The following is a 13,001-nucleotide window of genomic DNA, read 5'->3' on the forward strand; positions in this document are numbered from 1 at the left end:
ACCCAGGGATACGCTGATTGATTCAGAACAATCGTGTTTGCCAAAAGCAAAACCCAGCAAAATCAAAACTCTGGATTCCCGCCTTCGCGGGAATGACGATTTTTTCAGCGTATCCCTAGTCTGGGGCAGCGCAGGTGGCGGCGCGCATTGGGCCAGCAGTATGCCGCAAACCACTGCGCTTGTCCGCTGGCCGCAACACTACACGGTCAGATAAGACGAGCGTTTCAGCCCCTGCTTGAGCTCATTCAGGAATGTGCCGCGCTCGTCGCCGGACAATTCGGCGCGGACAATCTTGTCCAGATAACGGCTGATCAGGTCTTCTGGCTGCAGATGCACATAGCGCAGCATGTCTTCGATGGTGTCGTGGACTTCCACCCCTTCGATGCGCAGCGTGCCGTCGTCCTGGGTATAGACGTTGACCGAATCCGTATCGCCAAACAGATTGTGCATGTCGCCAAGAATCTCCTGGTAAGCCCCCACCAGGAAGACCCCAAGCAAATACTCTTCATCCGGCTTCAGGTCATGCACCGGCATTGACGATTCGATGCTCTGGTGATCGACGTACTGGGTCACCTTGCCATCCGAGTCGCAGGTGAGGTCTTGCAGCACGGCGCGGCGCAGCGGTTGTTCGTCCAGCCGGTGCAGGGGCGCAGTGGGCAGCAGCTGGCCAATGCCCCAGGTATCTGGCAGCGACTGGAATACCGAGAAATTGCAGAAATACTTGTCGGCCAGTTTGTCGTGCAGTTCATCGTACACCTGGCGGTGCGACCGCTGGGCGGCGGTCAGCGCCCGGTGCAGCCGGCGGCACAGCGCTGCATAGCATTGCTCGGCAAAGGCTTTTTCCGCCAGGCTGAGCTTGCCGTCGGTGTAGAGTTCGGTCACCGTGGCCACGTACTGGCCGGCGCGGTAATAGGTTTCTGCCGCCAGTTCGATATCACCGGTCAGCGCCAGCTCGTACAGCTTGTGCAGCGGGTCGGCCAGCTCTTCCAGGGTGTCAACGCTGGGCACCGCGTCAATCGGCTGCTCGACGTCGGTGACATTGGTAATCAGCACGGCGTGGTGGGCAGTCAGCGCGCGGCCAGACTCGGACAGCAGATGCGGCATCGGCAGGCCGTGGGCGTCGCAGAATTCATGCATCATGCCAACGATGGTTTCGGCGTATTCGCCGATGGTGTAGTTCACCGACCATGGATTGCGCGAATGGGTGCCGTCGTAGTCCACCGCCAGGCCGCCGCCCACGTCGATATGGTCAACCGGCAGGCCCATGTTGATCAGTTCACCATACCAGCGCACTGCTTCGCGGAAACCCAGCCGGTAGTCGCTGATATTGGCAATCTGCGAGCCCATGTGAAAGTGCATCAGGCGAATGGCGTTTTGCATGCCGGCAGCGCTGAAGCGGCTGATGACCGACAGCACTTGTGCCGCCGACAGGCCAAACTTGCCTTTTTCGCCGCCGCTGTCGGCCCACTGGCCATGCGACAGTGCCGACAGGCGCACGCGCAGGCCAACCATGGGCAGAATGCCGAGTTTTTTCGATTCTTCGATCACGAACGGCACTTCGGCCTCTTTTTCGATCACGATGAAAATCTTGTGGCCCAGCTTCTGGCCAATCAGCGCCAGACGGACAAATTCGCGGTCCTTGTAGCCATTGCACACAATGGTGCCGCCACAGGGGGCCAGCGCCAGCACCGCCATCAGCTCGGGCTTGGAGCCGGCTTCCAGGCCGATGGCCAGGCTGGGGTCGGCGATCATGCTCTTGATCACCGCTTCTTGCTGGTTCACCTTGATCGGATAGAGCAGGGTGTAGCCGTTTTCATAGCCCAGTTTTTCCCGCGCCTGGTCAAAACCACCAATAATCCGGCGCACCCGGTGTTGCAGAATATCGGGAAAACGCACCAGCAGGGGCAGCGCCAGTCCGCGCGCACGCAGGTCGCGGGTCAGCTGGTACAGGTCCAGCGAGGCGTCGTCGTGTTTGCCGCGCGGGTGGACACAGACATGGCCGTTTTCGCCAATATCAAAGTATCCCGCGCCCCAGTGGCGAATGCCGTACATGCTGCGGCTGTCTGCAATGGTCCAAGCCATGAATGTGTCCTTTGTCGGGCCGTCTCGGCCACGCGGTTCATCCGGTCAACCCGCTCCCACTTCACGGCTTGGGGCCGAATAGCGTTTTCCTGGAACCCAGTGGTTGAGAGGTTCAACCACCAATGGTTCACGGGTTGCAGGAGCGGAAAAAGGACGCGGATTGTAGCAATAAATGTTTTGTCCTGCGGCAAAATCTTGCCGGTGCGGGGCAGACAAATCCCCCAGCGTAACAAGGACTTGCCTGGAAAGCATCGCACCAGGCCGGCAGGCGGCCCAATCTGGCCGCCAACACCGCCCTGGCCAAGAGTGTGCCAGACAATTCTGACAGTTTTTGCAGCGTTGGTGAACACGCGGGTCTGTGGGGCTGGTCGGTGGGGGGATAAATGCCAGCTTATGATTATGGTATTTTTACCGATTGGGAAATTTTTTACCCTGGCCCAAAATGGTTGCACCGTCCTTCATTCAGGCAGGTCAATCCACTTGATGTCAAAACCCCAATAACTCAGGTTGCGCCAGCACACGGCAGCACTGGGGTGGCGATGTGCGGTGAAGCCTGGTCAGTGATTGAATACGAATGACTCGCGCTGGCAATGCTGCCAGGGCCGCAGCCAGCGAGGCAGAATCGGCACGGCAGAGACGCAAGGCCATGGCAGCGGACGGGCTTGCGTGGGTCACGCACACCAATAATGTTTGATTTTATTCAGAACTTTAAGAATTTGGGTCGCAATAAGAAAACGGCCCGATAGCAAGCTACGCTATCGGGCCGTTGTCCGTCATCCCCCCGGACGACAGGCAATCATCAGACATGTATGATCATGTCGTCAACTGAAATCGTGAAATCTTGGGTTATTCGTGCGATTTCTTGATAAAGAAAGCGATAGCCGTTCCCACAACTGCGCAGGTTACCGTAATGGTAATCAGGCTGAGAATACCCACGTCAGACGACAGCAATTCTTTCATCAGTGCCATTTTTTCCTCCCCCGGTCATGCCCGACCTGTGTGCTGATTCATAAACAACTGTGACCAGTATAAAGATTTAATTATTATATATATTGATGGAGATCAAATGTCGTGAGCATCGCCATCCGGAGCCAGCTCGGACCGATCTCGCCAGCTGGTCAATCTGGGCAGAATCAGTGACAATCTTCTTTCCTGAGCCTTGTGGCCACTGTGGAGTGTTGTGATGGCTGTCTATCCGTCTGTTACCCCTGCCGATGAGCGCGACGCGCGCAAATGGGCGCTGATTGTTTACATTCTGCAAGCCTGCTCGCTGCTGGTTGGCATCACCCTGCTGGTGGCGGTGATCCTCAACTACGTGAAGCGTAAAGACATGCGCGGCACATTGGCCGAATCGCACTTTCGCTGGCAGATCAACACCTTTTGGTATTCTCTGCTGTGGGCGGTGCTGGGTGCGCTGACCAGCATCATTGGGGTGGGCATTGTGGTGCTGGTGGCCGCCGGGGTGTGGTTTCTTTACCGGATCATCAAGGGCATGGTGTATCTGCAGGATGGCAAAACCATGTATCTGAATAACAGTCAAGTTCCGCCTGGTTATAAACGCGGTTTTTGAACAATTCAGGTTTTTTCTTCCGCCATGCCTTGTCAAAAAGTCCACGCTGCTGCGCTCACTTTGATCGGCATGGCGATGTACGAACGTGTGGCGCGGTCGATGGTCACAGCAGGTAGCGCCGCGCTATGCAACAAATAACCTGTCACCTGATAGAGAAGGGTGTGGCGTTTTGACCACCCTTTGCCCCTGATTCCGGCAACAGGCTTGCATTGGCAAAAAAATCGCGGCACACTGCCTGCCTGAAACTTATTACTGATTCGTCTCTTGAAGGCTGCATTCATGTCCGGTTCTTCCCTGCACCCGCTGTCCATCTCCCTGCCCCTGCCGGCAGGCGTCGTGGTATCCGGTGTAGTGGTCGTTAACGTAGTAGTCATTGACTACGCGCCGCGGGCTGCCGGATAGTTTCAGGATCACACCGAATCTACACCAAACCCCCGCCGGCGCGAGCTTGCGGGGGTTTGTCGTTTCCCCCCGAGCCTGCCGGCCTACAAAGGAGACTTTGGCATGTCTGCCAATGAAATCACTGCTGCCCCTGCCCAGCCAGAATGGCTGACCGGTGCCGAGCTAACCGTTCGTCTGCTGGAACGCCAGGGCGTTACCACCCTGTCTGGCATTCCGGGCGGGGCCATCCTGCCGTTTTATGACGCGTTGTCAGCGTCTACCCGCATCCGCCATGTACTGGCCCGCCACGAACAAGGGGCCGGTTTTATTGCCCAGGGCATGGCGCGCACCACTGGCCAGGCCGCAGTGTGCCTGGCGTCGTCTGGTCCGGGGGCGACCAACTTGCTGACCGCCATTGCCGATGCCAAGCTGGATTCCATTCCGCTGGTGGCCGTAACCGGCCAGGTGCCACACAATATGATTGGCACCGATGCCTTTCAGGAAGTGGATACCTATGGCCTGAGCGTGCCGATCACCAAGCATAATTTTCTGGTGGACAGCGCTGAAGCGCTGCTGGAGGTGATTCCGCGCGCGTTTACCCTGGCACTGTCTGGCCGCCCTGGCCCGGTGCTGGTGGATATTCCCAAGGATGTGCAGCTGCAGCGTATCGCCGTCAGCCAGTGGCCCGAACCGGGCTGCGCCCAGCCCGCGCCTGCGCCAGACGTCGACAAGGTGGCCCAGGCTGCCGCAATGATCAACCAGGCGCGTCAGCCGATCCTGTATCTGGGCGGTGGCGTGGTGCATTCTGGCGCGGCAGACGCAGCGGTGATGCTGGCCGAGCAGGCGGCGCTGCCTACCACCATGACGCTGATGGCGCTGGGTGCCATGCCGGTGGACCATCCGCTGTCGCTGGGCATGCTGGGCATGCATGGCGCGCCGTATACCAATCTGGCGCTGGAAGAGTGCGATTTGCTGATTGCGGTGGGTGCGCGCTTTGACGACCGTGCCACCGGCAAGGTGGCGGCCTTCTGCCCGAATGCGGCCATCATCCATATTGATATCGACCCGTCCGAGCTGGACAAGATCAAGACTGCCCATATCGGCATCGCGGGTGACGTAGGCGCAGTGCTGGCACAGCTGCTGCCGCAGGTAAAGCCGACCCTGCGCGAAGACTGGCATGCGCGGATTGCCCAGTTGAAAGCCGAGCGACCCATGCCACTGCCGGGCCTGGATGACCCGCGCAGCCATTATGGCCTGGTAAAAGCCGTGGCGGATTGCCTGGACGACAGCGCCTTTGTGGCCACCGATGTTGGCCAGCATCAAATGTGGGTGGCGCAGGCGTATCCGCTGCGTCGGCCGCGCCAGTGGCTGACTTCCGGCGGGCTGGGCACCATGGGCTTTGGCCTGCCCGCCGCGATTGGCGCGGCGCTGGCCAACCCGGAGCGCACCGTGGTGTGCTTCTCTGGTGATGGCAGCATTCTGATGAATATTCAGGAGTTTGCCACCCTGGCTGAGGCCGGTCTGAAGGTGAAGGTGATTTTGATGAACAACGCCTCGCTGGGCCTGGTGCATCAGCAGCAGGAGCTGTTCTATGGCGAGCGCATTTTTGCCTCGCGCTTTATCGCCCAGCCGGATTTCCTGCAGATTGCCCGGGGTTTTGGCATTGCCGAGCTGGACCTGGACACCGCCGCCGACCCGCGCGCCGCGCTGCAACAGGCGCTGAACGCGCCCGGCCCGTGCCTGATTCACGCCAGCATCGACGTGAAGGAAAAAGTCTACCCGATGGTGCCGCCGGGTGCCGCCAACAAAGAAATGATTGGAGGTTAACCATGACCGCAGAACAACTCACTCGCCCGGTGCTGGAAATCGACGTGAACAACCATCCCGGCGTGATGTCGCATGTGGTGGGCCTGTTCTCCCGCCGCGCCTACAATGTGGAAGGCATTATCTGCGTGCCAGTGGGCAGCGGCGAAACCAGCCGTATCTGGCTGCAGATCAACGAAGACGAGCGTCTGGAACAGATCGTCAAGCAGGTGGAAAAGCTGGAAGATGTGCTGGTGGTGCGCCGCCATGACAGCGGCCATCCGGCGTTTGCCGGGGTGGAGCGCTACGCGGCGTGATGGGATCTGGTGGGGTGAAGGGGCATGCCGGGGGCATCGCCCCTTCCAGGAGTACCCGTCAGTCACCATGATATGAACCGATCATTGGCACAGATACCCAAGGTCAGCGCGCTCGCCTGCACACGGGTATTTCAACGGGACGGCGACTCGACTATTTGCAGCATGAGTTTCACCTCACGTGTTGTTCCCGCGCAGGCGGGAACCCAGACGGTGCCACAGCGTGCGCCGTGGGCGTGGCGTATGGCGGGGCGGTTGTGAGAGCGCAAACCCGCTGCGCGTTGTGGACACCTCTGGATTCCCGCCTTCGCGGGAATGACGATTTTTTCAGCGTATCCCTAGCCGCCTGGCAGCAACACTGATACAACACCCATCACACAGAGGCCCCGCCAGAATGTTGTCTGGCGGGGCCTCTGTGTGACTGAACAACTGAACCGCTGTCTAGGGACGCGCTGATTGATTCAGAAAAATTATTGTTGCCAGAAAACCCAGCAAAATCAAAACTGCTGGTAGCGCCTCCCCCATCCATAAGATCATCAGGCGGTGGCGGCGGCTTCTGCTTTAACGGCAGGCTTGCTGGCCGGCAGGTCGAGCAGTTCGGCGTGTTCTTCGCAGAACTTCAGCCCGGCTTCGTAGCCCACCTTGTACAACAATTGCAGATTGGTGGCCGACCAGTCCATCACCTGCGGCCAGTGGTCCTTGGGAATGCCGCCCATCAGATCCACCTTGAGCAGCTTGCGTTTTTCCTTGCCGGTTTTCGGGTCGATATTGTGCTGGTACTGGAACAGACGGATGTCGTCCTTGGCGATTTCCACCAGCGGGGTGATGATCGACCCCACCCAGGCGTCGTACAGATCGCGCGGCTTGCGGATCAGTTGGTCAGCACCGAGGATGTCGAAGATCACCAGCGTATCCAGATCGCAGTGCTTGCCCAGTTCGCATGTGCCGCCCTTGTCGTCGTCATTGACCAGCGCCTTGAAGTTTAGTGTGTCAATCGCCGCGCCTTCGATGTAATCCTCACCATTGAGGGTGTACGGCGGATAGATCAACGGGAAAGAAAACGCCGCCCGCAGGTGTTCCGGGGTGATTTCGCTCTTGTTCCAGATGGTCATCTTCGAGCGATTCATGTTGTAGGCGTTGATATAGAACTCGGGCTTGATCTTCGGGATGGCGTCGAAGTTAATCACCTGCTCGGCAAACGGCAGGTGGGCACACATGCCCAGGCTCTTGCCGCTCAGATCCGATGGCGACATGGCCGCCAGAAAAAACTTGGCCAGGTCAGAGAAAAAACCATGCCCCACCGGCGAAGACGGATCGTACAGCGGCTTGGTGAACGGATTGCGGTTCATGATCCAGTCGCGATACGTGGCTGCTTGATCGCCGGGTTTCATGAACACCTTGTAGTTCACCGGAAAACGGTTGTAAATGGCATCCGACACGCCAACCTTGGCCCAGTCTTCCAGTGCCTGTCGCGGATTGCCTTCTTTGGGGGCGGTGTACAGCAGCCCCATCAGGGCACCCGCGCCGGAGGCGGAAATCACGTCGAATTCGACGCCTTTTTCCAGAAACGCCACCAGGGCGCCAGCCATCAGGCTGGAATTGGGTGCGCCGCCACCGATCAACAGCGCTTTCTTGTGCTTGTGGCTAGGATTGACCTTGGCTGTCATGAATGCTTCCCTTGTAAGGTAGTGGTGTCGCCGGCAGCCCACGAGCGGATGACGCATCGGGCCTGCCGGCAGGCTGACCTTCAGGATGAAGGTCAGCGGCCACTTTAAAACATGGCAAGGGCATTTTCAAATAAGCGTGTGGGTGAGAGCGGTGAAGTGTGGTGCATTTGCCGCACTGCAGCATGATGGGTGCGCGCCGGCTTGCCAGTGGCGGGCAACAGGCCCAGCAGCAGGCCGTGTTCATCAAGGAATTCCTGCCCGGTTTGGTAGCCCACTTCAAACAGGCGCTTGAGGTTGCTGTCCGACCAGTCAAAGATTTCCGGCAGCCAGGCATCCGGTACGTTTTTGTAAAAATCCAGCTGCAGCACGGTTTTGCCATGCTGGGCCATTTGCATCTTGTACATTTTGGTGTCGCTGTGGGCAATTTTCACCAGAGGGGTGATGATCGACTTCACCCAGGCATCGTACAGATTGCGCGGCTTTTGCAGCAGGCGGTAAGACCCGAGAATGTCGGCGACAATCACCACATCCACATGCTCTTCCACCTCCGGACGGGTCATCACCTCAAAGTTCAGCGGCTCAATCGACGCGCCTTCAATATACCAGTGCCCATCCACCTCGTACGGCGGATAGATCAGCGGGAAGGAAAACGCTGCACGGATGCGCTCGGCAGACAGCTGTTCCTTGTTCCACACTTCCATGCTGGAGGTGTCCAGATTGAAGGCGTTGAAGTAGAACTCGCCGGGCATGCGATGGGCCAGGTCAAAGTCGACATACTCTTCCACAAACGGCAGATGCGCGCACAAGCCCAGGCTTTTGGTGTTCAGGTTGCTTGGCGTCATCGATGCCCAGGCCAGCTGGAACATATCGTGCATGAAGCTGCCCTGCGGAAACATCTCCCGATGCCACTGCACCCAGGGGTTTTTTGCCATCGCCTGGCGGAACTGGTGAGCGTGGTCGCCCGGTTTCATGAAAACTTTGTGGTTGACCGGAAACAGCTTGTACAGCTCGTCCGATACCCCGATCTGCGCCCAGCGGCTCAGCGCCTCAACCCGGTCGCCCCCTTGTGGGCAAGTGTACAGCAGGCCCATCAACGCCCCGGCACCCGAGGTGGAGATCACGTCAAATTCCATTTCACGTTCAGCAAAAGCGACCAAAGCGCCAGCAATCAAGCTGGAGTTAGGCGCGCCGCCACCCAAGACAATTCCGGTTTTCACATGATGCGTATGGTTCATGATGATTCTCCTGCGGGGCAAAGAAGGAAGGACACTTGTCGTCATGCGTGATGCTGGCTGGCCGATCAGTGACACCCTTGAATGAAACTGTTTGTTATGACTGTCCGGTTACGGTGATGCTGTGGAAAAAAATGTCAGGACGCTTGCTGTAAAAAAGTTGCCCGAGCCAGTCCGCCTGGCGGAGGGGGATCAAGCAAAGGTCGGGTTGTCTGACCAATGTTTGATTTCGCACCGAACTAGGTAGATATGCTTAACAACTCTCTTAAGGCATGAACGATGCTTATATCATGCCATGCTACATTGCCGCGCGCCACGGTCTTTTTATGTTGCGCTGCAGCACGTCACTAAGCAGCAAGTAGGCCAGTTGATAAACAGGCTGGTGGTTAAGCAAGAAAATTGCTAAGGATTGCGTAATTGAACCAAAATTTACCACTCAATTCATGACAAACAAACGATTGTTATGACGTTTTGCAGAGGTAAACCGGCAAAATTTGCCGCAACGGCAAAAATTTCCGGCAAACATCCGCTAACCCCCGTTCAGTTTTTGTGTCAAGCTGATTGGCATAATATCTTTGTCATAATGTTAAACGGCTAGCGTTCATCGCGCCACGCGATCGATTGATCCTGAAAAATGGCCGAAAGTGCCTGGATAGCAGCAGAATGTTGCTGCCTGGCTGCTGCTGAAATGCTGCGTCGCGGGACAAATTCAGACAGACCACGCCAAGGGCGGACGTCACCGGTACACCAAGCTGGTGCCAGGCAGCGCGAAAACGAATCCGACAAGAGGGAAAACGCGCATATGACTCACACGGAGGCAGAGCAGAAACCGCGCAGGCAAAAAGCGGGTAAAGCCGCACGCACCGGGCTTGCATGAGCCACGACAAGCACTGGGGCGGGTTGGGAAAGTTTGACGAGAATGGGTGGGTGGCTGGTATCCTTGCAGGGCAATCGCATGAATTCACGCCCGCCCAAGTCCGAAGAGCTGCTCACGGTATTCATCCGACGTCGCCGCAATCAGTCGGCGCACCTTGATGCCCCCCTTGCGCGGAATCGGATCCAGCCGAATCAGATTCAGCGTGATGTGCTTGAGCACCGCCAGGTTGTGCGCGGCATGGCCCGTACGGGCACGCATCTGATCATCACCAAACACCACGTCCATGCACCAGTGCAGGCGGTTCTCAACTGACCAATGCGCCCTGATGGCATGCGCCAGGCGTTGTGCATCCGCTGCCAGACTGGTGAGGTAGTAGCGCTGCTCGCGGGTGGTTTTGCCTTTGACCAGACGCTCTGAATCCATCACCACAAAAGCATATAAATCAGGCCATTGCGTTGGTTTGTACAGACAATCCAGTTGGTCGAAGACGTAGCAGCGACGATGTTCAATACGTCCGTGATCCTTCTCTATCTGCTCATGAAAGCTGTGCGGGGTTTGTTCCGCCGGGGCAGATTGGAACTGTGTGAAGAAGTCGCGCATTGAGTCGGCGAGCGTAGGGTGGTTGTCCTTGACCGCCAGAACATAGTCAGCTTTCTTGTCGCGGATGGCCTGGGCAATGTTGGTTTGCGTGCCCATCGCGTCGATGGTCACGATGCAACCTTCCAGCGCCAGGGTATTGAGCAGCGTCGGGATGGCGGTTTTTTCATTGGATTTTTTTGCCGTTGCCGTTTGTCCCATCACCAGCCCGGCCCCGGCGGCAAAGGCGCTGACCAGATGCAGTGCGGTGGCGTCCACCTTGCCGGAGCGTCGGCTGGTTTTGCCGTCGATTGCCACCACATCCTGAGCAGCCAGAGCGGGCAGTATGCTGCGAACCCAGCGTTGAAAGGCAGACTCGAATTCTGTTGGATCAATCAGCCCGAACAGCCGCCCAAACGTGTCATGAGAGGGAATGCCGTGTTCCAGCTTGAGATAGCGACGAAACCATGTCAGTTTCTCGTTGGCCCAGGCTTCGATCTCGACGAAGGTGTCGGCACCGGCCAGTACGCCGTTGACGGCGACCACGAGCACTTCGACCAGATCGTGCCGTGTCTTGCGGGTTTGGCGAGGGTCGGTGATGGAGACAAACACATCCGCTAGCTGCAACTTGCCTTCTGTCTCCATGAGTCGCTCCCAAAAAGCGGGACGCTACACAAATCAGGGGCAGGTGAACAGTCTGGGGCGTCATGGCTTGTAGGCGTTAGGGCAATGGCATTCATGCGATTGCCCTGGGTATCCTTGTTGCTGGCTGGATGGCCTGTGACAGGGCTTGAAACATCGCTCTTTGAACAAGCTGACCACGCTACTTACCCACCTGAAAATCGGTAGATTTTGACGTGGGTGAAAAGTTGTTATGAATCAATTGTTTATTTTTGGTGTGTTCCCCGCAGACGCGGGGATGAACCGACGAGACGGCTGCCCGAAAGATCATTGCTGACGTGTTCCCCGCAGACGCGGGGATGAACCGCCGCGCTGGATGCTGCCGACCTGGACGCCGACGTGTTCCCCGCAGACGCGGGGATGAACCGACGCCATCGCGGGTGCCATCTTCATTTTCGTCGTGTTCCCCGCAGACGCGGGGATGAACCGGACAGGATGAGCCAGAGCCCAGCCTAGTGCGCGTGTTCCCCGCAGACGCGGGGATGAACCGCGTTAGAGATATTGCAGAACGCCTTTCCTGGGGTGTTCCCCGCAGACGCGGGGATGAACCGAAAACGGACTTGATCTGCGCGCCATTGCCCCGGTGTTCCCCGCAGACGCGGGGATGAACCGCGGCCAGCTTGCCATCTGCCCGCGAGATGCCAGTGTTCCCCGCAGACGCGGGGATGAACCGAACTCGCTGCTGTACGTGGTGGATGCCGATGAGTGTTCCCCGCAGACGCGGGGATGAACCGCTTGGCATCACGGGCCAGGCGGCAGATTACGGGTGTTCCCCGCAGACGCGGGGATGAACCGAATCGCTTGCCGGACAGCGAGCGGAATCTCATGTGTTCCCCGCAGACGCGGGGATGAACCGGTCATTTGAGCCAGGCGGCCAGCTGGGTGCGCGTGTTCCCCGCAGACGCGGGGATGAACCGAAAGTCCGCGCGGCTGACTTTAGCCTCAATAAGTGTTCCCCGCAGACGCGGGGATGAACCGGCTGCGCTACTGGCCTCACGCGGATCTATGTTGTGTTCCCCGCAGACGCGGGGATGAACCGCCAGATCCTTGTTTCGAGACATTCCTCGAGGAGTGTTCCCCGCAGACGCGGGGATGAACCGAGCACGGAGCACAGGTCATCCCTACCGCTTTTGTGTTCCCCGCAGACGCGGGGATGAACCGGCGCGCACGCTGGATGAACTCCAGAAGGTGGCGTGTTCCCCGCAGACGCGGGGATGAACCGTCTGGGTAAAAAAATCGGAGCAGGTGTTGACAGTGTTCCCCGCAGACGCGGGGATGAACCGGTGCTCGCCCGTTTTCGACCGGCGTTCCTGCGGTGTTCCCCGCAGACGCGGGGATGAACCGAATGGCGTCGCCTTGGATGAGGTTGATCCGGGGTGTTCCCCGCAGACGCGGGGATGAACCGCTGTGCACCGTTCGGCATGCTGGCAATGGCACGTGTTCCCCGCAGACGCGGGGATGAACCGGCGCGACTGGTAGCTACAGTTGCGCCGCGTCTGTGTTCCCCGCAGACGCGGGGATGAACCGTTTCGTATTCAACGCATCTATCGTTTTCACCTGTGTTCCCCGCAGACGCGGGGATGAACCGACGATCAAAAAACCCCTTGGGGAGCGTGACACGTGTTCCCCGCAGACGCGGGGATGAACCGTCACCTTACTCAGAATGGGTCGCATGGAACCCGTGTTCCCCGCAGACGCGGGGATGAACCGTTCCGTGGCCAGCGTGACCGCGACGGAAACGTGTGTTCCCCGCAGACGCGGGGATGAACCGACCTCTGATGCGGCCATCAAGGCGCTGCACGAGTGTTCCCCGCAGAC

10 protein-coding genes and 1 CRISPR repeat array (1 of these 11 cut by a window edge) are annotated in these 13,001 nt (G+C 58.4%); of the genes, 4 read left to right on the top strand and 6 right to left on the bottom strand.

The features are described 5' to 3' along the window. Positions 1 to 198 precede the first annotated feature (198 nt). On the bottom strand, positions 199 to 2,082 hold the full coding sequence (speA, locus tag BXU06_RS05365) for an arginine decarboxylase (RefSeq protein WP_077297531.1): 1,884 nt from the start codon (positions 2,080 to 2,082) through the stop codon (positions 199 to 201). Positions 2,083 to 2,465: 383 nt separating this feature from the next. Here speA and BXU06_RS17270 point away from each other — a divergent pair, with 383 nt between their 5' ends. Beyond that, positions 2,466 to 2,660 carry a hypothetical protein gene (locus tag BXU06_RS17270; RefSeq protein ID WP_150125110.1) on the top strand — a complete coding sequence of 65 codons (195 nt, stop codon included), beginning with the start codon at positions 2,466 to 2,468 and terminating at the stop codon, positions 2,658 to 2,660. Positions 2,661 to 2,928: 268 nt separating this feature from the next. Here BXU06_RS17270 and BXU06_RS18375 read toward each other — a convergent pair whose 3' ends face one another. Next, complete coding sequence (locus BXU06_RS18375) at positions 2,929 to 3,051, bottom strand: DUF3149 domain-containing protein (RefSeq protein ID WP_077297533.1); 123 nt, start codon at positions 3,049 to 3,051, stop codon at positions 2,929 to 2,931. A gap of 214 nt (positions 3,052 to 3,265) precedes the next feature. Between BXU06_RS18375 and BXU06_RS05375 the strand changes: the two genes are divergently transcribed. Further along, complete coding sequence (locus BXU06_RS05375; protein WP_077297535.1) at positions 3,266 to 3,652, top strand: hypothetical protein; 387 nt, start codon at positions 3,266 to 3,268, stop codon at positions 3,650 to 3,652. Positions 3,653 to 3,684: 32 nt separating this feature from the next. On the opposite strand, the gene BXU06_RS17275 is transcribed toward BXU06_RS05375, so the two are convergent. Further along, complete coding sequence (locus tag BXU06_RS17275) at positions 3,685 to 3,933, bottom strand: hypothetical protein (RefSeq protein ID WP_150125111.1); 249 nt, start codon at positions 3,931 to 3,933, stop codon at positions 3,685 to 3,687. A gap of 223 nt (positions 3,934 to 4,156) precedes the next feature. Here BXU06_RS17275 and ilvB point away from each other — a divergent pair, with 223 nt between their 5' ends. Next, the gene (ilvB, locus tag BXU06_RS05380) at positions 4,157 to 5,860 is read left to right on the top strand and encodes an acetolactate synthase large subunit (protein ID WP_077297537.1); all 1,704 of its coding nucleotides are present in this window, start codon (positions 4,157 to 4,159) and stop codon (positions 5,858 to 5,860) included. Between the two features lie 2 nt (positions 5,861 to 5,862). After that, positions 5,863 to 6,153, top strand: coding sequence for an acetolactate synthase small subunit (ilvN, locus tag BXU06_RS05385; RefSeq protein ID WP_077297539.1), 291 nt, complete (start codon positions 5,863 to 5,865; stop codon positions 6,151 to 6,153). 533 nt (positions 6,154 to 6,686) lie between these two features. Here ilvN and BXU06_RS05390 read toward each other — a convergent pair. From BXU06_RS05390 to BXU06_RS05400, 3 genes are all read right to left on the bottom strand, one after another. After that, on the bottom strand, positions 6,687 to 7,817 hold the full coding sequence (locus tag BXU06_RS05390) for a patatin-like phospholipase family protein (protein ID WP_077297541.1): 1,131 nt from the start codon (positions 7,815 to 7,817) through the stop codon (positions 6,687 to 6,689). A gap of 104 nt (positions 7,818 to 7,921) precedes the next feature. After that, complete coding sequence (locus tag BXU06_RS05395) at positions 7,922 to 9,052, bottom strand: patatin-like phospholipase family protein (protein WP_077297543.1); 1,131 nt, start codon at positions 9,050 to 9,052, stop codon at positions 7,922 to 7,924. A 958-nt stretch (positions 9,053 to 10,010) separates the two neighbouring features. Then, complete coding sequence (locus BXU06_RS05400) at positions 10,011 to 11,147, bottom strand: ISAs1 family transposase (RefSeq protein ID WP_077297545.1); 1,137 nt, start codon at positions 11,145 to 11,147, stop codon at positions 10,011 to 10,013. 253 nt (positions 11,148 to 11,400) lie between these two features. Then, a CRISPR array of direct repeats spans positions 11,401 to 13,001; the repeat unit is 28 nt; unit sequence GTGTTCCCCGCAGACGCGGGGATGAACC (it continues 441 nt past the right edge of the window).

Source organism: Aquaspirillum sp. LM1 (genome assembly GCF_002002905.1).
Lineage (GTDB): Bacteria > Pseudomonadota > Gammaproteobacteria > Burkholderiales > Aquaspirillaceae > Rivihabitans.

What these genes read in the sequence shown, in the direction of transcription:
- speA (WP_077297531.1), bottom strand. Translation starts at nt 2,082, where the DNA reads ATGGCTTGGACCATTGCAGACAGCCGCAGCATGTACGGCATTCGCCAC.
- BXU06_RS17270 (WP_150125110.1), top strand. Translation starts at nt 2,466, where the DNA reads ATGCCAGCTTATGATTATGGTATTTTTACCGATTGGGAAATTTTTTAC.
- BXU06_RS18375 (WP_077297533.1), bottom strand. Translation starts at nt 3,051, where the DNA reads ATGGCACTGATGAAAGAATTGCTGTCGTCTGACGTGGGTATTCTCAGC.
- BXU06_RS05375 (WP_077297535.1), top strand. Translation starts at nt 3,266, where the DNA reads ATGGCTGTCTATCCGTCTGTTACCCCTGCCGATGAGCGCGACGCGCGC.
- BXU06_RS17275 (WP_150125111.1), bottom strand. Translation starts at nt 3,933, where the DNA reads ATGAATGCAGCCTTCAAGAGACGAATCAGTAATAAGTTTCAGGCAGGC.
- ilvB (WP_077297537.1), top strand. Translation starts at nt 4,157, where the DNA reads ATGTCTGCCAATGAAATCACTGCTGCCCCTGCCCAGCCAGAATGGCTG.
- ilvN (WP_077297539.1), top strand. Translation starts at nt 5,863, where the DNA reads ATGACCGCAGAACAACTCACTCGCCCGGTGCTGGAAATCGACGTGAAC.
- BXU06_RS05390 (WP_077297541.1), bottom strand. Translation starts at nt 7,817, where the DNA reads ATGACAGCCAAGGTCAATCCTAGCCACAAGCACAAGAAAGCGCTGTTG.
- BXU06_RS05395 (WP_077297543.1), bottom strand. Translation starts at nt 9,052, where the DNA reads ATGAACCATACGCATCATGTGAAAACCGGAATTGTCTTGGGTGGCGGC.
- BXU06_RS05400 (WP_077297545.1), bottom strand. Translation starts at nt 11,147, where the DNA reads ATGGAGACAGAAGGCAAGTTGCAGCTAGCGGATGTGTTTGTCTCCATC.